21 protein-coding genes, 1 pseudogene and 1 riboswitch are annotated in these 23,532 nt (G+C 71.8%); of the genes and pseudogenes, 13 read left to right on the top strand and 9 right to left on the bottom strand.

Annotated features, from left to right (window positions below):
- Positions 1-95 precede the first annotated feature (95 nt).
- The 5 genes from OG202_RS11930 (at position 96) to OG202_RS11950 (ending at position 4,170) form a co-directional block, all read left to right on the top strand.
- On the top strand, positions 96-845 hold the full coding sequence (locus OG202_RS11930) for a lysozyme (RefSeq protein WP_326583736.1): 750 nt from the start codon (positions 96-98) through the stop codon (positions 843-845).
- A gap of 191 nt (positions 846-1,036) precedes the next feature.
- The gene (locus OG202_RS11935) at positions 1,037-2,299 is read left to right on the top strand and encodes an inorganic phosphate transporter (RefSeq protein WP_327730346.1); all 1,263 of its coding nucleotides are present in this window, start codon (positions 1,037-1,039) and stop codon (positions 2,297-2,299) included.
- 31 nt (positions 2,300-2,330) lie between these two features.
- On the top strand, positions 2,331-2,552 hold the full coding sequence (locus OG202_RS11940; RefSeq protein ID WP_326583734.1) for a hypothetical protein: 222 nt from the start codon (positions 2,331-2,333) through the stop codon (positions 2,550-2,552).
- Between the two features lie 221 nt (positions 2,553-2,773).
- On the top strand, positions 2,774-3,631 hold the full coding sequence (locus OG202_RS11945) for a helix-turn-helix domain-containing protein (RefSeq protein WP_328222702.1): 858 nt from the start codon (positions 2,774-2,776) through the stop codon (positions 3,629-3,631).
- A 41-nt stretch (positions 3,632-3,672) separates the two neighbouring features.
- On the top strand, positions 3,673-4,170 hold the full coding sequence (locus tag OG202_RS11950; RefSeq protein WP_326583732.1) for a hypothetical protein: 498 nt from the start codon (positions 3,673-3,675) through the stop codon (positions 4,168-4,170).
- Here the strand turns inward: OG202_RS11950 and OG202_RS11955 are convergent.
- Together OG202_RS11955 and OG202_RS11960 are read right to left on the bottom strand one after the other, a co-directional pair.
- Positions 4,112-4,357, bottom strand: coding sequence for a hypothetical protein (locus OG202_RS11955; protein ID WP_326583731.1), 246 nt, complete (start codon positions 4,355-4,357; stop codon positions 4,112-4,114). The genes OG202_RS11950 and OG202_RS11955 overlap by 59 nt on opposite strands.
- A 97-nt stretch (positions 4,358-4,454) precedes the next feature.
- The gene (locus OG202_RS11960; RefSeq protein ID WP_327732291.1) at positions 4,455-4,649 is read right to left on the bottom strand and encodes a DUF397 domain-containing protein; all 195 of its coding nucleotides are present in this window, start codon (positions 4,647-4,649) and stop codon (positions 4,455-4,457) included.
- A 268-nt stretch (positions 4,650-4,917) separates the two neighbouring features.
- Positions 4,918-5,059, top strand: a riboswitch (cobalamin riboswitch).
- Between the two features lie 109 nt (positions 5,060-5,168).
- Between OG202_RS11960 and OG202_RS11965 the strand changes: the two genes are divergently transcribed.
- From OG202_RS11965 to OG202_RS11985, 5 genes are all read left to right on the top strand, one after another.
- Positions 5,169-6,140, top strand: a complete 972-nt coding sequence (locus tag OG202_RS11965; RefSeq protein WP_327730345.1) for a cobalamin biosynthesis protein — start codon at positions 5,169-5,171, stop codon at positions 6,138-6,140.
- On the top strand, positions 6,137-7,687 hold the full coding sequence (locus OG202_RS11970) for a cobyric acid synthase (RefSeq protein ID WP_326583728.1): 1,551 nt from the start codon (positions 6,137-6,139) through the stop codon (positions 7,685-7,687). Before OG202_RS11965 ends, OG202_RS11970 begins: the two co-directional genes overlap by 4 nt.
- Positions 7,688-7,766: 79 nt before the next feature.
- Positions 7,767-9,857, top strand: a complete 2,091-nt coding sequence (locus OG202_RS11975; RefSeq protein WP_328222705.1) for a putative cobaltochelatase — start codon at positions 7,767-7,769, stop codon at positions 9,855-9,857.
- Positions 9,858-10,469 (top strand): cob(I)yrinic acid a,c-diamide adenosyltransferase, encoded by a 612-nt coding sequence (gene cobO, locus OG202_RS11980; RefSeq protein WP_326583726.1) that lies wholly within the window; start codon positions 9,858-9,860, stop codon positions 10,467-10,469.
- Positions 10,470-10,473: 4 nt separating this feature from the next.
- The gene (locus OG202_RS11985) at positions 10,474-11,847 is read left to right on the top strand and encodes a cobyrinate a,c-diamide synthase (protein ID WP_327730342.1); all 1,374 of its coding nucleotides are present in this window, start codon (positions 10,474-10,476) and stop codon (positions 11,845-11,847) included.
- 44 nt (positions 11,848-11,891) lie between these two features.
- Here the strand turns inward: OG202_RS11985 and OG202_RS11990 are convergent, their stop codons facing one another.
- Entirely contained in the window at positions 11,892-12,620 is a 729-nt protein-coding gene (locus OG202_RS11990; protein ID WP_327730341.1) for a ZIP family metal transporter, read from the bottom strand.
- A gap of 175 nt (positions 12,621-12,795) precedes the next feature.
- On the opposite strand from OG202_RS11990, the pseudogene OG202_RS11995 reads away from it, so the two are divergent.
- From OG202_RS11995 to cobC, 3 genes and pseudogenes are all read left to right on the top strand, one after another.
- Positions 12,796-13,170 (top strand): annotated as a pseudogene (locus tag OG202_RS11995) (cobalamin biosynthesis protein); the annotation flags it as partial.
- 267 nt (positions 13,171-13,437) lie between these two features.
- Positions 13,438-14,379 (top strand): sirohydrochlorin chelatase, encoded by a 942-nt coding sequence (locus tag OG202_RS12000; protein WP_328222707.1) that lies wholly within the window; start codon positions 13,438-13,440, stop codon positions 14,377-14,379.
- Positions 14,369-15,466 (top strand): Rv2231c family pyridoxal phosphate-dependent protein CobC, encoded by a 1,098-nt coding sequence (cobC, locus tag OG202_RS12005; RefSeq protein ID WP_328222708.1) that lies wholly within the window; start codon positions 14,369-14,371, stop codon positions 15,464-15,466. Before OG202_RS12000 ends, cobC begins: the two co-directional genes overlap by 11 nt.
- A gap of 89 nt (positions 15,467-15,555) precedes the next feature.
- Here the strand turns inward: cobC and OG202_RS12010 are convergent, their stop codons facing one another.
- From OG202_RS12010 to OG202_RS12035, 6 genes are all read right to left on the bottom strand, one after another.
- Positions 15,556-16,206 carry a hypothetical protein gene (locus OG202_RS12010; protein ID WP_326583721.1) on the bottom strand — a complete coding sequence of 217 codons (651 nt, stop codon included), beginning with the start codon at positions 16,204-16,206 and terminating at the stop codon, positions 15,556-15,558.
- Positions 16,207-16,310: 104 nt separating this feature from the next.
- Positions 16,311-18,212: a DUF2264 domain-containing protein gene (locus OG202_RS12015; protein WP_326583720.1), complete on the bottom strand. Its 1,902-nt coding sequence runs from the start codon at positions 18,210-18,212 to the stop codon at positions 16,311-16,313.
- Between the two features lie 102 nt (positions 18,213-18,314).
- Positions 18,315-19,421, bottom strand: coding sequence for a LacI family DNA-binding transcriptional regulator (locus tag OG202_RS12020; protein ID WP_326585881.1), 1,107 nt, complete (start codon positions 19,419-19,421; stop codon positions 18,315-18,317).
- Between the two features lie 224 nt (positions 19,422-19,645).
- Positions 19,646-21,295, bottom strand: coding sequence for an extracellular solute-binding protein (locus tag OG202_RS12025; RefSeq protein WP_326583719.1), 1,650 nt, complete (start codon positions 21,293-21,295; stop codon positions 19,646-19,648).
- 67 nt (positions 21,296-21,362) lie between these two features.
- Positions 21,363-22,223, bottom strand: a complete 861-nt coding sequence (locus OG202_RS12030) for a carbohydrate ABC transporter permease (protein ID WP_326585880.1) — start codon at positions 22,221-22,223, stop codon at positions 21,363-21,365.
- Positions 22,224-22,288: 65 nt separating this feature from the next.
- Complete coding sequence (locus OG202_RS12035) at positions 22,289-23,143, bottom strand: ABC transporter permease (RefSeq protein ID WP_326583718.1); 855 nt, start codon at positions 23,141-23,143, stop codon at positions 22,289-22,291.
- Between the last annotated feature and the right edge of the window lie 389 nt (positions 23,144-23,532).

The raw sequence follows: 23,532 nt of genomic DNA on the forward strand, positions 1-23,532 counted from the left end.
CGAGTTGGCGATTGGCTGGTGATCGACCGGGATTCGGTGATCTTCCAGTAGCCTCCGGATGTTTTGTCGCACACGTCGCCATTCCGGGGGGAAGCATGGCCCGTGCTCTCAAGCCGTCCCGTCGTCGCCACCGCGTGGTCGCCGCCTCCGTCGCGGCGCTCGCCCTGGGCGGGACCGCTCTCGCCGAGATCTCCGCCTCGGCCGCCGCCAGGCCCAAGGGGCACGACGTCTCGTCGCACCAGAGGAAGGTGAACTGGTCGAACGCGAAGTCGAAGGGCGCCCGGTTCGTCTACGTCAAGGCGACCGAGTCCACCACCTACCGCAACCCGTACTTCGGCCAGCAGTACAACGGCTCGCGCGACGCGGGCCTGATCCGCGGCGCGTACCACTTCGCGATGCCCCACCAGTCCTCCGGGAAGGCCCAGGCCCGCTACTTCGTGAACAACGGCGGCGGCTGGCGCGCGGACGGCTGGACCCTGCCGCCGGCGCTCGACATCGAGTACAACCCGTACGACAAGAAGAGGAAGTGCTACGGCCTGAGCAACAGCAGGATGGTCGGCTGGATCACGTCGTTCAGCAACGAGATGAAGCGCCTCACGGGCCGCCGTCCGGTGATCTACACGACCACCCACTGGTGGAAGACCTGCACCGGCAACAGCACGGCCTTCGGCGGGAACCACGCGCTGTGGCTGGCCCGGTACGACTCCGCGGGGGCGGGAGAGCTCCCGGCGGGGTGGAAGTTCTGGACGATCTGGCAGTACGACAACGGCAGCGGAAGCCTGCCGGGTGACCAGAACCTCTTCAACGGGTCGACGAGCCGGCTGAAGAAGTTCGCCCGGGGGTAGCGGACCTCGGCATTCCGCCTCAGTTCGAAGGCCTGTCCCGCCGCTCCGCCGGGCTCGACCCGTCCGTCGACACACAAGCGGAGCGGCGATACCCCCTTCACTACACCCGTGCGCCCGCCCCAGTTCATCTTCCGTTCACCCAGGTTGCTTACGGTCCTCATGCCACTGACGTCCGAAAGAAGCTCAGGTAAATGGAAAACTTCTCGCTGATCCTCGCGATCGTGGTCATCACCGCGCTCGCGTTCGATTTTACGAACGGTTTCCACGACACCGCCAACGCGATGGCCACCACCATCTCGACCGGCGCAATGAAGCCCAAGGTCGCGGTGGCCATGTCCGCCGTGCTCAACCTTGTCGGCGCGTTCCTGTCCATCGAGGTCGCCAACACCATCTCCAAGGGACTCGTCGACGAGTCCGGCATACAGCCAGAGGTCATATTCGCGGCGCTCGTCGGCGCCATCCTCTGGAACCTGCTGACCTGGCTCGTCGGGCTCCCCTCCAGCTCCTCGCACGCCCTGATGGGCGGCCTGATCGGCGCCACCATCGCCTCGGTCGGCGTCGGCGCGGTGCACGGCGACGCGCTCGTCACCAAGGTGCTGATCCCCGCCGTCGCGGCCCCGCTGGTCGCCGGCATGGCGGCGATGCTGGCCACCCGGCTGACGTACAGACTGGGGCAGCACACGAGCGAGAAGGCCTCCGGCAAGGGCTACCGCGCCGGTCAGATCGCCTCCGCGGGCCTGGTCTCGCTGGCCCACGGCACGAACGACGCCCAGAAGACGATGGGCATCATCACCCTCGCCCTGGTGGCCGGCGGCGCCCTCGCGCCCGACTCCGACCCGCCGGTGTGGGTCATCGTCTCCGCCGGTACGGCCATCGCGCTCGGCACCTACCTGGGCGGCTGGCGGATCATCCGCACGATGGGCAAGGGCCTGACCGACCTCCAGCCGCAGCAGGGCTTCGCCGCCCAGACCAGCGCGGCCACGGTCATCCTGGCCTCCTCGCACCTCGGCTTCTCGCTCTCCACCACGCACTCGGTCTCCGGTGCGGTGATGGGCGCGGGCCTCGGCCGCAAGGGCGGTGTGGTCCGCTGGTCCACCGCGACGCGGATGTTCGTCGCCTGGGGTCTGACCCTGCCGGCCGCCGCACTGGTCGCGGCGCTCGCGGAGTGGGTGACGTCCTTCGGCACCTGGGGCACGACGGCCGTCGCGGTCTTCCTCGTCGCCTCCAGCGTCGCGATCTGGATCGTCTCGCGCCGCGAGGTGATCGACCACACCAACGTGAACGACACCGAGGAGTCGCCCGGCGTGGTGACCACGGCGATGGCCGCCGTGACGCCGCCGCCGACCGGCACCGTGAACGAGGACCTCACGGCGACCATTCCGGCCCTCTCGGCCCCGGCCGCCGCCGAGACCACGGCCTCGGCCAGCTCCTCCACGCCGACGCCCGCCGTCTGAGCCCCGCGACTCCCTGAGGAAGATCACCACCATGCACATCGACTGGGCAGCCCTCGGCTCCGTCTTCGGAGTCAGCCTCGTGGTCACCGTGGCCCTCGTCGGCCTCTTCACCCTGGGGATCGTCGGCCTCTCCAAGCGGGAGACCGCGACCGCCGCCGGCACCTCGCCGGCCCTCGCCACGACAGCGGCGTACGCCTGCTTCGCGGCCTGCACGGCGGCGGTGGGCTACGGGATCTACCTGATCATGGCCTGAGGCCCCGTTCACCCCTCCCACCTCGCACGACGCGCCACGACAAACCCCCTGTACCGATTTGACCGGTACAGGGGGTTTGTCTATTGTTCACGGCAACTGTGACCTCGTCGAAATGACACATGTCATTTAGGCGATGGCTATACGACGGTACCCGATCGGCGTAAGCTATCAGATTGTCGCCGTTCGACGATGGCCACCTGACATGTAGACAGGGGAGCGCCATGCCCAGGGATCTCGATCCGAGCCTGAATCGACGCAGACTCCGCGTCGAGTTGCGTAAAGCCCGGTACACGTCCGGGCTGACCAAGCAACAGACGGCGGACGCCCTGGACTGGTCACTCTCGAAGATCATGCGCATCGAGGCCGGCACGGTCGGCGTCAGCGTCACCGATGTACGGGCGTTGATGCAGCAGTACGAGGTCACGGACCCCGAGCTGGTCAGTGAGCTGGAAGAGGCCGCGCGGGGCTCGAAGGGGCCGTCGTGGTGGGCGCCGTGGGGCAACCTGGTGTCCCAGCCGTTCGCTCAGTACCTGGGATACGAGGGGGCCGCGACCTCCATCCGCATCTACAACCCCATCGTGCTGCCTGGCCTCGTCCAGACCGAGGACTACGCCACCGCCCTTCTCTCGCCGACGACCGAGGGCACGGACGTACGGCGGTCGGTGGAGCTTCGCACGGCGCGACAGGAGCGGTACCTCGACTCCGAGACCGGGCCGCGCGTCGAGATCGTCCTGGACGAAGCCGCCGTACGGCGCGTGATCGGCGGCCCCAGGGTGATGCGCCGGCAACTGGAGCACATCACGACCCTGTCCCGGCGTCCGCGGATGGGCATCCGGCTCCTGCCGTTCACGGTGGGAGCCCACTTCAGCACCCTCAGCCCGTTCATCCTGCTCGGTTTCAAGGACGACGACGACCTGCTGTACCTGGAGGGCCCCAGCGGCGGGTTGTCGAACCGTGACGACCTCGACCTCACGGTGCGCTACCAGGAGTGCTTTGCGGACATCAGTGACAAGGCGTACGACGGTGACCGGATGATCGAGTTCCTCGACACGGTCAAGGAGAGCCTGGACAACGACTGAGCCCCGGGACGGGACACCCGGGCGGACACGGGGGAGGGCCGATGGCGGTCTTCGGACGAGAATGGTGGAGGCGGCTCACCGCGCGCCGCGCCGCGCCCGGCAACGGAGATCCGGGCGGTTCTCCCCCACCGGACTCCCCCGATCCCGAGGGGACGACCGCACTGGACGACTGCACACTCAAGTCGTACGCCATGCAGCGACAGGAGTGGGCGGAGGCGCTCATCCGGGTGGAGAGCGCCCGGGTCGACGGCGAGATACGGCTCATGTCGGTCCGTATGCTGCTGGGCACGTTCTGCGCGAGCGTGCTGTTACTGAGCATCGCCGTGGCGGGCCGGGTCCTGCCCACCACTCAGCTGGGAGCCGCGGCACCACTCACCACGGCGATCACCGGAGCACTCGGCGCCGCCCTGCTGACCTCGCTCGCCGCAGGGCTCGGCAAGGCACTGCGCGCCCGCGCCGACGCCTCGCGGCCCACCGGACTCAGTGCCGCTCCGGATCCCGCGGCCGAACCCCGGCCAGGGCCCGGTCCAGCACCCTGAGCCGCTCCGTGACCGGAGTCAGCCCCCACCACAGACCCGCTCCCGCGGCGATGAGGGCGGTCACCGTCAGCCAGACGAGGCCTCGCGCCTCCGCCCCCGGCACCAGCAGAGCGGCGAGCGCGCCGACTCCGACGGACAGGACGCCGGCCACCATGCTGAAGAGCGCCAGGGGGGCCGCGGCGGACAACCGCGTCCGCCTGTCCCTGGATGTCCTCGCATGCGCCGAGGCGGATCCCTTGGTCCGATCTTCCATCGCGTGTACCTCCCGTCCCCCGAACGGTTCTTCAAGAACCGTCCGCTCCCGGGTCCACAAGCCCCGCCAGAAAACCACACCACGCGGCGTGACGGAAGGAGAGCACAGCGTTCTTCTTCGAGTTTGAGTCACGCACCAGAATCCGGCTCTCCTCGAACGACGCTTCCACACAGAGGCTGGGATCGCCTGAATGGCTGCTCTTGATCCAAGTCCGCGTCTCAGACATCCTCTCGAACACTCCGGCCTCCACTCAAAGGTCAGCACACCGACACGGCGTCCGTCTCGACGACCCGAGCGCCTTGCCCAGCCGCCGCGCGGACGTGACGGAGGGCCGGCCGTACCAGGCGCTCAGTCTTCGTACTGCCGTTCCCTCAAGTGTTCCCGTCTTACTCGCCGTGGAAGAGCGCGGAAAGAGCCGATTCGGGCGTCTGGCGATATTTCGGCGGTGTGGGGCTGAGCACACCGCTGCGCCGCAGGTCAACAGCAAGTTGACGGGTCTTCCAGGGGCGTGGTGGACTGCCGGGGCCATGTACGACGGCAGGAGAGGAAGCCGGTGCGAGTCCGGCGCGGTCCCGCCACTGTCACCGGGGAAGAACCCCCCGGGAGCCAGGAACTCTCACCGTCGGTCTCGTCGAACCAGGGCGTGGACACCCTGAGTGAGGACATATCGCCATGTGCGCCCTGTGCGGCTGCCCGTCGGGTCTCAGCGCCCGCTCATTGCCCGACCCCGTGATCGGCTGAACCGGTGTGTGCCGATCGCGTGTTCGCGTACGGCGCCGCCGCCGGGCTCCTCGGTGATCTGCTGCTCGGCGATCCGCGCCGGGGGCATCCGGTCGCCGCGTTCGGGCGAGCCGCCGGCGCGGTGGAGCGGGTGCTGTGGCGGGACCACCGGGGGTGGGGCGCGCTGCACACCGCGGTGTGCGCGGGTGGCGCCGTGGCACTGGGGGCCGTCGCGGCGGCCGCCGTACGACCGTCGCGGGTCGCCTCCGTCGGGTTGACCGCCGCCGCCACCTGGGCCGTCGTCGGGGGGACTTCGCTGGGGCGGGAGGCGCGGGCGATCGGGCGGTCCCTCGAAGCGGGGGACGTCGAGGGCGCGCGGACGCGGTTGCCCCATCTGTGCGGGCGGGATCCCCAGGCACTCGACGCGGACGGGATCGCGCGGGCTGTCGTGGAGTCCGTCGCCGAGAACACGTCGGACGCGGTCGTGGGGGCGCTCGTGTGGGGCGCTGTCGGCGGGGTGCCCGGGCTGGTGGGGTTTCGGGCCGTCAACACGTTGGACGCCATGGTCGGGCATCGGTCGGAGCGGTACCGGCGGTACGGGTGGGCCTCCGCGCGGCTGGACGACGTGGCGGGATGGCCGGGGGCTCGGCTGACCGCGGTACTGGCCGCGGGCGCCGGCGGGGATGCCCGGGGGGCCGTTCGCGCCTGGCGGGCGGACGCGGGGAAGCATCCGAGTCCCAACGCGGGGCCGGTGGAGGCGTCGTTCGCGGGGGCGCTCGGAGTGCGGTTGGGGGGCACGTTGTCGTACGGGGGGCGGGTCGAGCACCGGCCTGTGCTGAATGGGGAGGGGCGGGCTGTGCGCGTGGCGGACATCGAGCGGGCTGTTCGGTTGTCCCGGCGGGTGAGTTGGCTCGCCTGGGGGGTCAGTGCGGGTGCGGCGGCGCTGCGGGGCCGGATGTCACGGCTCGCGGCACCGAAGGTGAGGAGTCAGGGATGAGTGGCGGACTGCTCGTCGCCGGGACCACCTCCGATGCCGGGAAGAGTGTGGTCACCGCCGGGATCTGCCGGTGGCTCGTGCGGCAGGGTGTGAAGGTCGCGCCGTTCAAGGCGCAGAACATGTCGCTCAATTCCTTCGTGACGAAGGAGGGCGCCGAGATCGGGCGGGCTCAGGCCATGCAGGCGCAGGCCTGTCGTGTCGAGCCCAGCGCGCTCATGAACCCCGTGCTGCTGAAGCCCGGGGGTGAGCGGAGCAGTCAGGTCGTGCTGCTGGGGAAGCCCGTGGGGGAGATGAGTGCGCGCGGGTATCACGGGGGGCGGCAACAGCGGCTGCTCGGGACCGTGTTGGAGTGTCTCGCCGAGTTGCGGGGCACGTATGACGCGGTGATCTGTGAGGGGGCCGGCTCCCCCGCCGAGATCAATCTGCGGCGGACCGACATCGTCAACATGGGGATCGCCCGGAACGCCGGGCTTCCCGTGCTCGTCGTCGGTGACATCGACCGTGGCGGGGTCTTCGCGTCCTTCTTCGGGACCGTCGCGCTGCTCTCGCCCGAGGATCAGGCCCTCGTCGCCGGGTTCCTCGTCAACAAGTTCCGGGGGGACGCCTCCCTGCTGGAGCCGGGGCTCGACATGCTGCACGGGCTCACCGGGCGGCGGACGTACGGTGTGCTGCCGTTCCGGCACGGGCTCGGGATCGACGAGGAGGACGGGCTCCGGATCTCGCTGCGCGGGACGGTCCGGGAGTCGAACGTGGCGCCGCCCGTCGGGGAGGACGTGCTGCGGGTCGCCGTGTGCGCGGTTCCGCTGATGTCCAACTTCACCGATGTGGACGCGCTCGCCGCCGAACCCGGTGTCGTGGTGCGGTTCGTGGACCGGGCCGAGGAGTTGGCCGACGCCGACCTCGTCGTCGTTCCGGGGACCCGGGGCACGGTCCGGGCGTTGGAGTGGCTGCGGGAGCGCGGTCTCGCCGACGCCCTGGTGCGCAGGGCCGCCCAGGGGCGGCCGGTGCTCGGCATCTGCGGTGGGTTCCAGCTGCTCGGAGAGCACATCGAGGACGACGTCGAGAGTCGGCGGGGGCACGTGGACGGGCTCGGGGTGCTTCCCGTGCGCGTACGGTTCGCCCGGGAGAAGACGCTCACGCGGCCCGTCGGGGAAGCCCTCGGGGAGCCGGTCCAGGGGTACGAGATCCATCACGGGGTCGCCGAAGTCCTGGGCGGAGAGGCGTTCATCTCCGACGACGACGGACACGGCCTGGACGGCTGCCGGGTCGGGCAGACCTGGGGCACGCACTGGCACGGGTCGCTGGAGTCGGACGGCTTCCGGCGGGCCTTTCTGCGTGAGGTGGCGGCCGCCTCGGGGCGCCGGTTCGTGCCGGCCGCCGACACGTCGTTCGCCGCGCTGCGCGAGGAGCAGCTGGACCGGCTCGGCGATCTGATCGAGGAGCACGCGGACACGGACGCGCTCTGGCGGCTCATCGAGTCGGGCGCGCCGGCGGGACTTCCCTTCGTGCCGCCCGGAGCACCGGGAACACCGGGAGCACCCGGATGAGCGCGGCGTACGGACGGGACGAGCGAGCGGCCACGGGTCATCTGCCCGGGCCGGAGGGTGACGTGGAGGGCGACGAGAAGTGACTGTTCCATTTCCGTTCACGGCCGTCGTCGGCCAGGACGACCTGCGGCTGGCGCTGCTGCTGAACGCGGTGTCGCCGGCGGTCGGCGGTGTGCTGGTGCGCGGTGAGAAGGGGACCGCGAAGAGCACCGCCGTGCGGGCGCTCGCGGCGCTGCTGCCGGAGGTGGAGGTCGTCGCCGGGTGCCGGTTCTCCTGCGATCCCGCGAAACCGGACCCCGCGTGTCCGGACGGGCCGCACGAGCCGGCGTTCGAGACACGGCCGTCGCGCATGGTCGAACTGCCCGTCGGCGCCTCCGAGGACCGGCTCGTCGGCGCGCTCGACATCGAGCGGGCGCTGTCCGAGGGCGTGAAGGCGTTCGAGCCCGGCCTGCTCGCGGACGCGCACCGGGGAATCCTCTACGTCGACGAGGTGAACCTGCTCCACGACCACCTGGTGGACCTGCTGCTCGACGCGGCCGCGATGGGCGCCTCGTACGTGGAGCGCGAGGGTGTCTCCGTACGGCATGCCGCGCGGTTCCTGCTCGTCGGGACGATGAACCCCGAAGAGGGCGAGCTGCGACCGCAGTTGCTCGACCGGTTCGGGCTGACCGTCGAGGTCGCGGCCTCGCGGGAGCCGGACCAGCGGGTGGAGGTCGTGCGGCGGCGGCTCGCCTACGACGACGACCCGGCGGGTTTCGTGGCCCGTTGGGCGGACGAGGAGTCCGACGTACGGCAACGTGTCGTGGCGGCCCGGGAGTTGCTGCCGTCCGTGGTGCTGGGCGACGGGGTGCTGCGGCAGATCGCGGCGACCTGCGCGGCCTTCGAGGTGGACGGGATGCGGGCCGACATCGTGATGGCCCGGACGGCGACCGCGCTGGCCGCGTGGGCCGGACGGACCGAGGTGCTCGCGGAGGACGTGCGGCAGGCGGCGCTGCTCGCGCTGCCGCACCGGCGGCGGCGGAACCCGTTCGACGCGCCGGGGCTCGACGAGGACAAGCTCGACGAGACGCTGGAGGAGTTCGCGGAGCCGGAGGATTCGCCGGATGCGGCGGATTCATCGGATGCGCCGGAGTCGTCGGATGCGTCGGGGGACGAGGATCCGGATCCCGGTCCGGACGGGCCCGGTGGCGGTGGGCAGCCACCGTCCTCGGAGCCCGACGGGCCGCAGGGCGGTGACACCGGGGCGCAGCCCGAGAGCGGGGAGAGCGTGCCGGCGCAGGCTCCGGCCGCGGGTGAGCAGTCCGCCGTACGGGCCGCCGAACCCTTTCGTACGAAGGTGCTGAGCGTGCCGGGGCTCGGGGAGGGCGCCGCCGGGCGGCGGTCGCGGGCGCGGACCGAGCACGGGCGCACGACCGGGGCGCGCCGGCCGCGCGGCACGCTGACCAAACTGCATCTGGCGGCGACGGTGCAGGCCGCCGCGCCGCATCAGCGGACGCGGGGGCGGTCCGGGCCGGGGCTGGTCGTCCGCCGGGACGATCTGCGGCAGGCGACCCGGGAGGGGCGTGAGGGGAACCTCGTGCTGTTCGTGGTGGACGCCTCCGGGTCGATGGCGGCGCGGCAGCGGATGAGTGCCGTGAAGGGCGCCGTGCTCTCGCTGCTCCTCGACGCGTATCAGCGGCGGGACAAGGTGGGGCTGGTGACCTTCCGGGGGTCGGCCGCCGAGGTGGCGCTGCCGCCGACCTCGTCCGTGGACGCGGCGGCGACCCGGCTGGAGTCGCTGCCGACGGGTGGCCGGACGCCGCTCGCGGCCGGTCTGCTCAAGGCGCACGACGTGCTGCGGGTGGAGCGGCTGCGGGACCCCGCGCGCCGGCCGCTGGTCGTGGTGGTGACCGACGGGCGGGCGACCGGTGGGCCGGAGCCCGTGGCCCTCGCCGGGCGGGCGGCGCGGCTGTTCGCGGCCGACGGCACCGCGTCCGTGGTCGTCGACTGCGAGTCGGGCCATGTCCGGCTCGGGCTCGCCGGGCAGCTCGCGGGTGAACTGGGCGGTACGGCGGTGACGTTGGACGAGCTGCGGGCGGACTCCATCGCCGGGCTGGTACGGGATGTGCAGGGAACGCAGGGACCGCAGGGAACTCAGGGACCGCAGAGGACTTCGAGGAGGGCCGCGTAGATGCCGCAGGGACAGCCGAGTGTCGTACCGGACGACGGACTGACGACTCGTCAGCGCAGGAATCGTCCGCTGGTCTTCGTGCACACGGGCATCGGCAAGGGCAAGTCCACCGCCGCGTTCGGGCTCGCGCTGCGCGCCTGGAACCAGGGGTGGCCGATCGGGGTGTTCCAGTTCGTCAAGTCGGCGAAGTGGAAGGTCGGCGAGGAGAACGCGCTGCGCGTGCTCGGGGCGTCCGGTGAGGGCGGGTCCGTCGACTGGCACAAGATGGGCGAGGGCTGGTCGTGGGTGCAGCGCGACGTCGTGCAGGGTGACAACTCGGCCAACGAGGACAAGGCCCGGGAGGGCTGGGAGCAGGTCAAGCGGGACCTCGCGGCCGAGACGTACAAGCTGTATGTGCTGGACGAGTTCGCGTACCCCCTGCACTGGGGGTGGATCGACACCGACGAGGTGATCGACGTGTTGCGCAACAGGCCGGGGACCCAGCATGTCGTCATCACCGGGCGGAACGCGCCGGAGAAGCTGGTCGACTTCGCGGATCTGGTGACCGACATGTCCAAGGTCAAGCACCCCATGGACGCTGGCCAGAAGGGCCAGCGGGGCATCGAGTGGTGACGCCGTGACCTCCTCCCCTTCCGCTCCTCTGCCCTCCGTCCCCCGGCTGGTGATCGCCGCGCCCTCCTCGCGCAGCGGCAAGACCACCGTGGCCACGGGGTTGATGGCCGCGTTCACCGAGCGCGGGCTCGCCGTGTCCCCGCACAAGGTGGGGCCGGACTACATCGACCCCGGGTATCACGCGCTCGCGAGCGGCCGGGTGGGGCGCAACCTCGACGCGTACCTGTGCGGACCGGAGTTGGTCGCGCCGCTCTTCGCGCACGGGGCGCGCGGGTGTGACATCGCCGTCGTCGAAGGTGTGATGGGGATGTTCGACGGGGCCTCGGGGCAGGGGGAGTTGGCGTCCACCGCGCATGTGGCGAAGCTGCTGCGGGCGCCGGTGGTGCTGGTCGTGGACGCGTCGTCGCAGTCTCGGTCGGTGGCGGCGCTGGTGCACGGGTTCGCCTCCTGGGATCCCGAGGTGCGGATCGGGGGCGTGATCCTCAACAAGGTCGCCTCGGACCGGCACGAGGAGCTGCTGCGGGACGCCCTGGAGTCCACCGGTGTGCCCGTGCTGGGGGTGCTGCGGCGGGCGCCTCAGGTGGACACGCCGTCCCGGCATCTGGGGCTGGTGCCGGTGGCCGAGCGGCAGAACGCGGCGGTGGAGGCCGTGGCGGCGATGGCCGCGCAGGTGCGGGCGGGGTGTGATCTGGAGGCGTTGGTCGCGCTCGCCCGGACCGCCGGGACGTTGTCGGGTGCGGCGTGGGAGCCGCCCGTCGCCACCGGCACGGGCAAGCGCGAGGTGGTCGCCGTGGCCGGCGGGCCCGCGTTCACCTTCTCCTACGCCGAGCACGCCGAGCTGCTGACCGCCGCCGGTGCCGAGGTCGTCGTCTTCGATCCGCTGCGCGACGAGCAACTGCCCGACGGAACACGCGGGTTGGTGATCGGCGGCGGGTTTCCCGAGATGTACGCCGCCGAGCTGTCCGCCAACGAGCCGCTGCGGAAGGCGGTCGCCGAGCTGGCGTTCGGCGGCGCTCCGGTGGCCGCCGAGTGCGCCGGCCTGCTCTACCTGTGCCGGGAGCTGGACGGGAGGCCCATGTGCGGGGTGCTGGACGCGACGGCGCGGATGGACGAGCGGCTGACCCTCGGCTACCGGGACGCCGTGGCCGTCGGCGACAACGTGCTCGCGCCGGCCGGCACCCGGATGCGGGCGCACGAATTCCATCGGACGGTCGTCGAGCCGGGGGCCGGGCCGGCTCCCGCCTGGGGGATACGGACCCCGGGGCCGCGGGTGGAGGGGTTCGTGCAGCGAGGGGTGCACGCGAGCTATCTGCACACGCACTGGGCGGCCGAGCCAGACGTCGCCCGACGGTTCGTGGAGAGATGCCGGACGTCATGAGTGGCGGCCCGCTCGAAGCCCCGCCCGGCTTCGCGCCCTTCCGCTCACTCCGCCACGCCCACCACCAGCCAGATGAAGGCCGCCCCGGCGATCGTGCACAGCAGGGTGGAACGGGCCGGGTGTTCGTGGTGGGCCTCGGGGAGGATCTCGGCGGCGGCGAGGTAGAGCAGCCCGCCGCCGAAGAAGCCGAGATAGCAGCCGAGGGGCTGCTCGGGGATCGTGACGAGGAGCGTGGAGGCCGCGCCGACCACCGGGGCCGCCGCGCCCGCGAACAGCATCGCGAGCGCGCGGCGACGGGCGTTGCCGTACACGCGCGTGAGCGTGTACGTGTTGAAGCCGTCCGCGAAGTCGTGGGCGATCACCGCGAGCGCGACCGCGATGCCCATGCCCTCGCCGATCTGGAAGGCCGCGCCGATCGCGACGCCGTCCATGGCGCTGTGTCCGACCATGGCCGCCGCGGCCGTCAGGCCCACCTGGGGCGTACGGCCGTTGTGCTCCTCCGCCCCGTGTGCCGCCTGGCGGGCGGCCAGCAGGCGTTCCACCAGGTGGGCCAGGAGGAAACCGGCGACGAACAGCAGCAGGGCGGCCGGTACGCCGAAGACCTCGTCGCCGGCGGCCTCCAGTGCCTCGGGGAGCAGGTCGAGGCCGACCACGCCCAGCATCAGGCCGCCGGCCAGGCCCAGCACCAGGTGACGGCGGTCCGTCACCCGTTGTGCCGTCCAGCCGCCGAGCAGCGTCATCAGGAACGCGCCGAGTGCCACGAAGACCGCCATGTGTCCTTGCTACCGGAAGAGCGGGGTGTGGTGGCTGCGGCGCCCCGGGTGAACGCGGAGTGGGGTGACCGGGTTCTGGCCGCGGGTTCGGTGTGGCCGGTCGCGCGCACGCGGCGGAGCCGCATGTGCCACCGCCCCGCGCCCCTTGTGAGGCGCGGCCGTGGCTGACCATGTGCCCGGCTCCCTGGTCGTGGGTGTGGGCGCCTCCAGGGGCGCGCCGGTGGCGGAGGTCCTCTGTCTGATCGAGGACGCCCTGCGGGAGGCCGGTCTCCCGCCCGAGTCGCTCGCCGTGCTCGCCACCGTCGACGCCAAGGGCGCCGAACCCGGCATCGTCGAGGCCGCCGAACGCCTCGGCGTTCCCCTGGTGACCTACTCCGCACAGGAGTTGGCCGGGGTGGAGGTGCCGAACCCGTCCGGCGCGCCCCTCGCGGCCGTGGGCACCCCGTCCGTCGCGGAGGCCGCCGCGCTCGTACGCGGTGGTGAACTCCTCGTCCCCAAGCGGAAGTCGCGGCGGACGGAGGGGCGGCCTGCGAGGGTGACGTGTGCCGTCGCGACGGCCGGGGTCGTGCGGGACGCCGCGCCACCGGACGAGTCGGGCCGGCCGACGGCCCCTGGTTTCACCGGACCCGGCGACGGTCGGCATGATGATCACCGTGACCAGTGACCGTGGCCCTGAGAGACACGATGACGGTGACCGCCGCCGACCCGCCCTGAACACCCCCGCGCACCACCCACCTTCCGCTCCGCACCCACCGTCCGTTTCGCACCCGCACCCGCCTTCCGCTTCGCACCCGCCTTCCGCTTCCGAGGAGACACCGTGACCACCCCGCCGCCCGCCCTGCTCCTCGCCGGTCATGGCACCCGGGACGACGCCGGGGCCGAGGCGTTCCGCGACTTACTGCGCGAGCTGGGGCGCCGCCACCCCGGGCTGCCCGTCGGGGGCGGTTTCGTCGACCCCTTCCGGCCGCCCCTGGGCGAGGCCGTGACCGAGCTGGTGGAGCGCGGGGTACGGCGGTTCGTCGCGGTCCCGCTGATGTGGGAGCCCGCCGGTCGCGCCGAGGCGGACGTCGCGGCGGCGCTGGCCCGCGCGCAGGAGCGGCACCCGGAGATCTCGTACAGCTGGGGCCGTCCGCCGGGCCCGCACCCTGTGCTGCTGAACCTCCTGGAGCGGCGGCTGGAGGAGGCGCTGGGGTCGCCCTCGCCGCGGATGCCGGGCGACCGGGCCGATGTGACCGTGCTGCTCGTCGGACACGGGTCGACCGACCCGGAGGCCAACGCCGAGGTGTCCAGGGCCGCCCGGCTGTTGTGGGAGGGGCGCGGGTACGCCGGTGTGGAGACGGCGTTCGTGTCGTCGGCGGCGCCGGACGTGCCGAGCGGTCTCGACCGGTGCGTGAGGCTGGGCGCGCGGCGGATCGTCGTGCTGCCGTACTTCCCGCTCACCGGCCTGGCGGCGGACCGGGTGCGGCAGCAGACCGAGGGCTGGGCTGCCGCGCGTCCGGAGATCGGGGTACGGTCGGCCGATGTCATCGGACCGGATCCGGAACTGCTCGATCTGGTCGTGGAGCGGTACCGGAAGGCGCTGGAGGGCGACCCGCACATGACCCACGAGGCGCGCGACTCCTCCGGCCCCGGCGGCACCCCGCCCGGCGTCGGGAACACCACGGGGCTGCCGCGACAGCCGCACGTCCGTCCGGACGACGACGGGCACCACGGTCACGATCATCACCACTGGGGACACACACACTCCCATGCACACTGAATCCGGCTCCGGGAGCAAGCACGACCTGCGGCACGCGGGTCACGATCTGCGGCATCACGGCGACGCCGAGGTGCGGGACGACGGGGCGAGGCTCATCGACCTCGCCGTGAACGTCCGGGCCGACACGCCGCCCGCCTGGCTGCGGGAGCGGATAGCCGGGTCGCTGGCCGGGCTGGCCGCCTACCCCGACGGGCGGGCCGCCCGGGACGCGGTGGCGGCCCGGCACGGGCTGCCGGCGGACCGGGTACTCCTCACGGCAGGAGCCGCGGAGGCCTTCGTGCTGCTTGCCCGCGCGCTGAAGGTCCGTCAACCCGTGGTCGTGCATCCGCAGTTCACGGAACCCGAGGCCGCGCTGCGGGACGCCGGGCACACCGTGGACCGGGTACTGCTGCGGGAGGAGGACGGCTTCCGGCTGGACCCGGCGGCCGTGCCGGAGGACGCCGACCTGGTCGTGATCGGCAACCCGACCAACCCGACGTCGGTGCTGCATCCGGCGGAGTCCATCGCCCGACTGGCCCGGCCGGGGCGGACGTTGGTGGTCGACGAGGCGTTCATGGACGCGGTGCCGGGCGAGCGCGAGGCGCTGGCCGGCCGGACGGACGTACCCGGTCTCGTCGTCCTGCGCAGCCTCACCAAGACCTGGGGGCTGGCCGGACTGCGGATCGGCTACGTCCTCGCCGCCCCCGGGACGATCGCCGAGCTGGAGCGCGCCCAGCCCCTGTGGCCGGTGTCGACGCCCGCCCTCGCGGCGGCCGAGGCGTGTGTGTCGGACCGGGCGCTGGCGGAGGCGGCCGAAGCGGCCGAGCGCGTCGCCGCCGACCGGGCCCATCTGGTCGCCGGGCTCAAGGAGTTCGGCCCCGACGGCCTGCTCGTGGCCGAGCCCGCCGAGGGCCCGTTCGTGCTGATCCGGCTGCCCCGTGCGACAGCCGTACGACGGCATCTGCGCACCCTCGGCTACGCCGTCCGCCGCGGCGACACCTTCCCGGGGCTGGACGAGGAGTGGCTGCGCCTGGCGGTCCGCGACCGGATCACGGTCAACGGTTTCCTCCAGGCGCTGGACCGGGCGATGACGCTGGCGGACCGCTGAGCGGAGGGGCTCAGCGGTCCGCGTGTCAGGGCGTCAGGGCGTCAGGGCGTCAGGGCGTCAGGGCGTCAGGGCGTCAGGGCGTCAGGGCGTCAGCAGAGTGAGCTGTGCTTGCAGTGCATCTTCACGCCCATGTTGTGCGCGAAGTCCTGCCACTTGCCGCGCGCGAACGACTTGTTGACGCTGTCCGGAACGGACGGCTTCGCGACGTAGGCCCAGACGTGCAGTGCCAGGTAGCCGGTCTTCTTCTCGTTGTAGAACTGGAAGTAGACCTTGGAGCCCTTGCCGTCGAAGTGGCCCTTCTCCGCGGTGAAGTACCAGCCGTTCTTCACGCCCCCGTGGAAGCGGACGGGCGCGTTCCGGCAGCCGAAGGGACCGGCCGCACAGGCCTTCAGCTTGATCAGCTGGTTCTCCTTGGGGTACTTCTTCGGCGCGTTCTTGACGGGGAACGTGCAGTTGAAGCACTTCTTCAGTTCCTGGATCGGCTCACTGGCCTTCCAGGGGCGGCCGAGGTACTTGGCGTTGTTGGGCTTCACTCGGAGGCGGAAGTCGTAGAGCTTGCGCAGCTTCACGGCGGCCGCGGCCTCGGTGTTCTTCTCCGCGACCGTCGCCTGGGTCTTCTTGGCGACGGCGGCGTTGCCGCTGGCGGACGCGGCACCGGCCGGGGCGAGGACCGCGAGCATGGCGGCCCCCGCGACCGCCAGGTTCGAGAGTCTGCGGATGAGGGGTGAACGGGTGAGCACTGAGGTCTCCCTGCTGGTGGACGGACGTCTGGGACGGACGTGCGGTGCGCCACCAAGCTAGGGATTTCACAGGTTTCCGAACATTGTCCCTTCGGTCACTGCCTCTAAGGGAGCGTCAACGCTGAGGACATATACGGCGTTTCGCCGCGCCGTACGCGCTCCCGGGTGCCGTCCGGGAAGCGGATGTCCACGTCTCCGGCGGCGTCGACCGTCGCGCTCGCCCCGGTGTGCGGGGTGTGCGGGTCGCCGCTGAGCAGGACGAGGGTGACCAGGACCGGCCCGCTCCCGCCGGACCCGTGCAGTACGGGTGTCGCCGAGTGGTGCCCGTACGCGTTCGCGCCGACGGCCCGTACGACGGCACCGGGCGTGTCACCCCAGCCGTGCAGGCCCACGATCGCGCTGGTCAGGCCGTCCGCTCGGCGGGCCAGCGCCCAGCCCGGCCCGGACGCGCCCACCGGCGGCTCGGTGTCGTCGGCCACGGCCCACCCCCCTTCCCGTACGGGCGTGCCGGTCGGGGCGTCGACGCGGTGCACCCTGATCTCCCACGGTCCGTGCACCACGCTGACCGTCTCGATGCCGTCGCCGTACCGGGACGCGGCGCGTCGGCCCTCGGTGCCCAGGGGGTGGATGCGGCCTCGTGGGGAGGGCGTGCCGTCGGGTGCGAGCAGGGCGAGGTGGTTGTCGGGGCCCGGGGTCTCCGGTGCCGTGGCGCTGGAGTAGGCGAGCCGGGCGTAGTGCGGGCTGTCGTCGACCGTGGCGGGTGGCGGCGGTAACCGGTCGCTGCCGTGGTTGACGAGCCGTACGAGTCCGTCGGCGGCGGTGGAGTGCAGCAGCCAGCCGGGGCCGGGCAGGGCGAGCGTGGTGTCGGCCTCGTCGACGGGCGCGGGCTCCTCGGGCGCGGCCCACACGGGGTGGCTCTCGGGCAGGAGCAGCCCGAGGAAGGCCTTGCTCGCCCAGTAGGGGGAGGCGGGGCCCGAGTAGCGCTGGGTGACGGGGAGGAAGGGCCGGTACCAGCCCAGCGTGAGCAGGCCCCGTTCGTCGGGCACGCCCCGTTCCGCGAAGTGCTTCAGGGCGCCGGAGGCGAGCCGGCGGGTACGGCCGGGTGGCAGGGGTGTGGCGTCGGCGAGGGCACCCGCCCACAGCGGGGCGGTGGTCGCGAAGCGGTAGGTGAGCGAGCGGCCCTGGTGCACCGGTGCCCCGTCGGCGCCGAAGAAGTGCTGGTGGGCGCCGAGGAACTCGCGCAGCCGCCCGCGATGCCGGGCCACCAGCCCCGCGTCCGCGCGGGGGCCCGCGATCCGCTCCCACAGCACCGGATACAGGTGCAGGGCCCAGCCGTTGTAGTAGTCGAACTTCTGTCCGTCGCCGTCCGTGTACCAGCCGCCGCCCCGGTACCAGTCCTCCAGCCGGGCGAGCCCCGCGTCGATCTCGGCGCGGCTGTGCGGGGCGTCGACCGAGGCGAGGAACTCCTCGGTGATCACCTGGAAGAGCCGCCAGTTGGAGTCGTTGACGTCCGCCCCGACGAACCCGCCCAGCCAGTCGACCACCCGGCCGCGCACGCCGTCGTCGAGGTGGTCCCACAGCCACGGGCGGCTCTCGTGCAGGGCGATCGCGATCGAGGCGGCCTCCACCATCGGCTGCGCCCGGTCCGTGATCGCCGGCCACCGCTCGTCACCGCCCCGCGGATCGGTCCCGGCGGCGAGCCCGGCGGCGTACCGCTCGATCAGGGCGGGCCCCACCCGCCCTCGCGACCCCGCGATCCGGAACGCGGCGAGCAGGAAGGACCGCGCGAACCCCTCCAGACCGTCGGACAGTGGGCCGGAGTGACTGGCCCGCCCGGGCAGCCGGTACTGCGCGAGCCCCGGCGAGGCATACGGCACGAGCCCGTCGAGCAGCCGATCGGCGACCGCCTCCCAGTGGGCGCGGGTCCAGCCGGTGAGGGGGGAGAGGAGGAGATCGGCGGGCGGGAGCGTGGAGCTGTCAGCGGGTGACACGTGCGGCGCGGTCATACGGGAGTGAATCCTCCGTGAGTTGTAGACGGGGAGCAGGGCAGCGCGCCCCGAAGGGGCGCGGGGAACTGCGCGACCAGCCACGAATCACCCGCAGTCGCCCTACGGCCTTACCGGCGGAGCACTTGGCGGAGCACTTGGCGGAGCACTCGACGGAGCCTTTGGCGGAGCCACACTGCGGCGCACGACGATGTGCGTGCCCAGCACGTGGTGGCTCCCCGCCGCGTGCTCCGGATCCCGCAGAGCGATCCGCACGGCCGCCCGCCCCAACTCCTCCGCGGGCGTGCGCACCGTGGTGAGCGGCGGATCGAAGTCCTCGGCCAGGGGAATGTCGTTGTAGCCGACCACCGAGATGTCATCGGGAACCTTCAGCCCCGTCTCGGCGATCGCGCGGAGCGCCCCCGCCGCGACCATGTCGTCCCCCGCGAACACGGCCGTGAACTCCCGTGTCTCCTTGAGAAGTTCGGTCATCGCCCGCAGCCCGGCCGCGCGCCCGAGCCCGCAGTCCACGACCCGCGCGGCCGCCGGAGGCAACCCGTGCTCGGCCAGCGCCGCCCGGTACCCGGCGACGCGGGCGTCGAGCGCGGTGTTCCCGGGCAGCCCGCCGAGGAAGACGATCCGGCGGTGCCCGGCGGACAGCAGATGCCCGGTGATGGCACGGGCCCCGGCCTCGTTGTCGAACTCGACGACGAGCGCGGGAACCTCGGGCCCGGGGGCCGGCCGGCCGCACAGCACCAGCCGGGCGCCGGACGCGTCCAGGGCCTGCGCGTACTGAGCGACACGCTCGCGGTACGCGTCGTCCTCGACGACCCCGCCGACCAGGATCACCAGCCGCGCCCCCTCCTCCCGCATCAGCCGTACGAACTCCATCTCCCGCTGCGGGTCTCCCCCGGTCGCGCCGACCACGCAGAGCCAGCCCCGGTCGGCGGCCTCGGCCTCCACGCCCTCGGCGACCTGGGCGTAGAAGGGGCTGGTGACCTGGCGGACGACGACGGCGGCCATCTTGCGGCCGCCGCCGACCAGGGCGCGGGCGTGCGCGTTGGCGACGTAGTCGAGTTCGCGGGCGGCGCGCAGGACGCGGGCCCGGGTGGCGGCGGGCACCGGATGGTTGCCGCTGAGCGCGCGGGAGGTGGTGGCCGTCGACACCCCGGCCCGCTCGGCGACCTCACGGATCGTGACCCGCCCCTTGGACACCGGGTCCTTGGACACCGATTCCTTGGACACCTGGCCCTTGGCGGCCGATTCCCTGAACACCCGTTTCCCGGCGGCCGATTCCCCGGACCCCGACGTCTCGGACACCGACATCTCGGGCACCGACGACCTGCGCACCAGCCCCTCGGGCATCGGCTCCGTGGATTCCGTCTCCTTGGGCGCCATGTCGTTCCCCATCCCCCGCGTCTCCTGTTCCGCTGCCGCCGCCGGCGGGCCGCTGCTCACGTATTGGCCGCGTAGTCCTTCGCGAACTCCTCGGCCATTCTGTCGCCGCCCCGCTCACGCCACTTCTTCACGGTCGCGTCCCATGCGGAGAGCGGGAGCCGTCCGGCGATGATGCCGGTGACCGTGTCGTCGACGAGGGCCTTCAGGGTGGCCCCCTGGGAGTTCTTCGTGGCGGACTGGAGTCCGAAGGAGGCGTTGCGGATGGCGTGCGGCACGACCTTCCGCTGCCAGGTGTGCAGGGCCCGTACCGCGTCCGGCATGCCCGGTACGAACAGCACCTGGGGGCCTTCGGCGAGGTACTTCAGCGGCAGGTTGGTGTTGTTCTCGACCTCGCCGAGCTTGGTGGCCTGCGGGGAGCCGTCCGCGGCGCGGGTGAAGTGGGTGCCCTCGACGCCGTAGTGGACGAGTTCCCACTCCTCGCTGCCGAAGGGGGCGGCGAGGTAGTCGAGGATGCGCAGCAGCAGCTCGATCCGTTCCTTCTTCGCCTTCTTCAGCACGGTGTAGCCGAAGGAACGGCGGGCGGCGATGATGCCCCCGGGCTCACCGCCGACGCTGTACGGGAGGGCCGCCGCCGGGGTCAGCTTGCCCTTGCTCTCCCGGTACTTGGGGAGATACGCGCCGAAGCCGTCCTGCATGGAGCCGACCGTGCCGTTGTAGTACAGGGTGGTCAGGTCGATCTGGGAGACGGACGTGGCGTCGGGGTGGTACGAGCCGTCCGCGCGCAACCGGCTCTGGAAGGCGATCGCCGCCTTGTAGCGTTCGTCGGCCCAGGCCGGCTGGAAGGTGCCGTCCTCGGTGACGGCCCACTCCTGGGGTGCGTTGTGGGCGGCGCCGTGGAAGCCGTTGCCGAAGTTGGAGCCCGCGGCGGCGCCGAGGGCGTAGGTGCGGCCGCCGGTGGCCCGCTTGGCGACGGCGGCGAAGTCGTCGGCGGTCCAGCCCTCCTTCATGCCCGCGTCGGTGAACATGCCCTGGTTGAGCCAGAGCGTGGAGCCGGGCAGCGGGCGCTCCAGCGGGATGCCGTAGAGGAGACCGCCGATGCGGCCCATGTCGCGCCAGGCGTGGGTGGGGATGTTCGCGAGGTTCGGGTAGTCGGCGATCGCGTCGCCGGAGAGGTACGGGGTGAGGTCCTCGGCCCGGCGCCGGACGAACTCGGCCTCGCGGGGCAGGACGAAGCCGGAGAAGACGTTGATGATGTCCGGCAGGGTGTCGGCGTCACCGGCCATCACCGTGGCCATCTTCTTCTGGTAGTCGGCCTGGGGGACGATCGTGTACTCGATCTTCACCCCGAGGGCCTTCTCGACCGCCGCCCAGAACCGGTTGGCGGAGGCGGGCTTCGGCGGCGTGCCGAACGACACGGACATGACCCTGACCGTGGAGCCGTCGCCCGGGGTGCGGGAGACCGACCTGGCCAGGTCGGCGGGGTAGGAGGTGTAGCCGGCCTGGACGCCGGCCTCGCTGGGCGCGAGGTCCGGCTTCGGGCCGCTCGCGGGGGTGTACTTCGGCCAGGGCGCGAGCTTCTTGCCCGCGTTGGAGACGTCGCTGTCACCGGAGCTCGTGGAGCAGGCGGTCAGCAGGGCGGGGGCGGCGGCTGCGGCGCCCCCGACGGCCATGGAGCGGAGCAACGTACGGCGGGACATGCTGGGCATGAGCGGATGACCTTTCCGTGCACGGCTCTTGATGGAGTGTCGGCTCTCGGGAACTGCTGCTCCCGGGTCAGCTCTTGATGGCGCCGGTGAGCACGCCCTTCGTGAAGTACTTCTGCAGGAACGGGTAGACGAGCAGGATCGGTACGGTGGCGATCACCAGCACCGCCATCTGCACGGTCTGCGGCGCGGTGACGGTGCCCTCGCCGGTCGTCGCGTCGGTGAGTCCGGAGCCGGCCACCACATAGGTGCGCAGGACCTGTTGGAGGGGCCAGTGGTCGCTCTCCAGGTACAGCGAGGCGTAGAACCAGGAGTTCCAGTACGCCACCGCGTAGAACAGTCCGACGACGGCGAGTGCGGCCTTGGACAGCGGCAGGACGACCGAGAACAGCACCCGCCAGTCCCCCGCCCCGTCGAGCCGCGCCGCCTCGTACAGCTCCTCGGGGATGCCCTGGAAGAAGCCGCGCAGAACGACGAGGTTGAAGACGTTCACGAGGACCGGCAGGACCAGCGAGGCGTAACTGTCCAGCAGGCCCAGCTCCTTGACCAGCAGGAAGCTCGGGATCATGCCGGGCGGGAAGAGGAAGGTGAACAGGATGAGCAGCAGCACCGGCCGGCCGCCGAAGACGCCGGGGCGGGACAGCGCGTACGCGAGGGTGACCGTGCAGGCGAGGCTGAGCAGGGTGCCGGCGAGCGTGACCGCGGCGCTGACGCCGAGGGCGTGGGTGACGATGCCGCCGTCGAGGATGTCGCGGTACGCGTCCAGGCTCGGCTCGGTCGGCCACAGTACCCAGCCGCCGTTGGCGACGACCTCGTCGGTGGAGGCGAGGGACGTCGACACGATCACCAGGAACGGCACGCACACCAGGAGGACGACGACGGCGAGGGCGACGGCCTTGGCGGCCTGGGTCAGCGGCCTCGGTTTCTCCATCCAGCCGGGCCGGACGGCGGTACGGGGGGTCCCGCGACGAGCGGTCCGGGTGGTGGTGCGGGCGCTCACTTGTAGACCCCCTGTTCGCCGAGACGGTGGGCGACCTTGTTGGCGGCGTAGACGAGCAGCGCGCCGATGACGCCCTTGAACAGGCCCGCGGCGGCGGCGAATCCGTAGTCGCCGCCGACGATGCCCTGGTAGTAGACGAAGGTGTCGATGATCTCGGCGGCCTCCGGGCCGACCGCGTCGCGCTGGAGCAGCATCTGCTCGAAGCCGACGGAGAGGATGTCGCCGAGCCGCATGATGAGCAGCAGCACGATCACCGGGCGGATGGCGGGCAGGGTGACGTGCCAGAAGCGCCGCCAGGGGCCCGCCCCGTCGATCGCGGCGGCCTCGTACTGCTGCTCGTCGACCTGGGCGAGGGCGGCGAGGAAGATGATCGTGCCCCAGCCGGCGTCCTTCCAGATGACCTGGGCGACGGTGAGCGACCGGAACGCGTCGGGGTTGCCGATGATGTCGACGGTGCTCAACCCCATGCCGTCCAGCGAGGAGTTGAGCAGTCCGGTGTCGCCGAGCAGCTGCTGGAAGAGGGCGACGACGATCACCCAGGAGATGAAGTGCGGCAGATACGCCACCGACTGCACGAAGCGGCGGACGCTGCTGCGGGTGAGGCTGTGCAGCAGCAGGGCGAGGGCGAGCGGCACGGGGAAGTAGAAGGCGAGCTGGAGGACGGCGATCCAGAGGGTGTTGAGGACGGCCGCCCAGAACGCCCCGTCCTCGAACATCCGTTGGAAGTTGCCCGTGCCGACCCAGGGACTGCCCCAGATGCCGTCGAACGGCACGTACTCCTTGAACGCGATGAGGTTGCCGGCCAGGGCGCCGTAGTGGAACAGCAGGAAGTAGGCCAGGCCGGGGAGCATGAGCAGGACGAGTGAGCGGACGCCCCGGATCCGGCCCTTGCTCTGAAAACCTTTTCGTCGCGGTGGCGCATCGCCCGTCCGAGCGCGCGCCGACCCAACCTCCTCTGCACCTGTGCGTTCCCGTAGTACAGCGGCCACGGGTCCCCCTCACATCTCGTAGTCGGAGTGAGGGGAAGTTAAAACGTTTTCAGCAGTCGGTCAACACTCCTGACACACAAAGGCAGTTGATGGCGTGACCGATACCGGTCGCCCCGTTCCTGCGGCTTCACATCACCCCACGCATCCGTGCAGGACTTCTCCTCATCGTTCGCAGTCCGAAACTCGCCCGTCCATTTGACATGTTCATTGACACGCCTTTGGGGGGTGTTGGTACACAGATGGGCCCGGCG

The sequence above is a fragment of the Streptomyces sp. NBC_00310 genome (genome assembly GCF_036208085.1).
GTDB lineage: Bacteria > Actinomycetota > Actinomycetes > Streptomycetales > Streptomycetaceae > Streptomyces.

What these genes read in the sequence shown, in the direction of transcription:
- OG202_RS11960 (WP_327732291.1), bottom strand. Translation starts at nt 4,649, where the DNA reads ATGTCTGAGACGCGGACTTGGATCAAGAGCAGCCATTCAGGCGATCCC.
- OG202_RS11935 (WP_327730346.1), top strand. Translation starts at nt 1,037, where the DNA reads ATGGAAAACTTCTCGCTGATCCTCGCGATCGTGGTCATCACCGCGCTC.
- OG202_RS12025 (WP_326583719.1), bottom strand. Translation starts at nt 21,295, where the DNA reads ATGCCCAGCATGTCCCGCCGTACGTTGCTCCGCTCCATGGCCGTCGGG.
- OG202_RS11990 (WP_327730341.1), bottom strand. Translation starts at nt 12,620, where the DNA reads ATGGCGGTCTTCGTGGCACTCGGCGCGTTCCTGATGACGCTGCTCGGC.
- OG202_RS11940 (WP_326583734.1), top strand. Translation starts at nt 2,331, where the DNA reads ATGCACATCGACTGGGCAGCCCTCGGCTCCGTCTTCGGAGTCAGCCTC.
- OG202_RS11970 (WP_326583728.1), top strand. Translation starts at nt 6,137, where the DNA reads ATGAGTGGCGGACTGCTCGTCGCCGGGACCACCTCCGATGCCGGGAAG.
- cobC (WP_328222708.1), top strand. Translation starts at nt 14,369, where the DNA reads ATGCACACTGAATCCGGCTCCGGGAGCAAGCACGACCTGCGGCACGCG.
- cobO (WP_326583726.1), top strand. Translation starts at nt 9,858, where the DNA reads ATGCCGCAGGGACAGCCGAGTGTCGTACCGGACGACGGACTGACGACT.
- OG202_RS11950 (WP_326583732.1), top strand. Translation starts at nt 3,673, where the DNA reads ATGGCGGTCTTCGGACGAGAATGGTGGAGGCGGCTCACCGCGCGCCGC.
- OG202_RS12035 (WP_326583718.1), bottom strand. Translation starts at nt 23,143, where the DNA reads ATGCTCCCCGGCCTGGCCTACTTCCTGCTGTTCCACTACGGCGCCCTG.
- OG202_RS12015 (WP_326583720.1), bottom strand. Translation starts at nt 18,212, where the DNA reads ATGACCGCGCCGCACGTGTCACCCGCTGACAGCTCCACGCTCCCGCCC.
- OG202_RS11945 (WP_328222702.1), top strand. Translation starts at nt 2,774, where the DNA reads ATGCCCAGGGATCTCGATCCGAGCCTGAATCGACGCAGACTCCGCGTC.
- OG202_RS11930 (WP_326583736.1), top strand. Translation starts at nt 96, where the DNA reads ATGGCCCGTGCTCTCAAGCCGTCCCGTCGTCGCCACCGCGTGGTCGCC.
- OG202_RS12030 (WP_326585880.1), bottom strand. Translation starts at nt 22,223, where the DNA reads ATGGAGAAACCGAGGCCGCTGACCCAGGCCGCCAAGGCCGTCGCCCTC.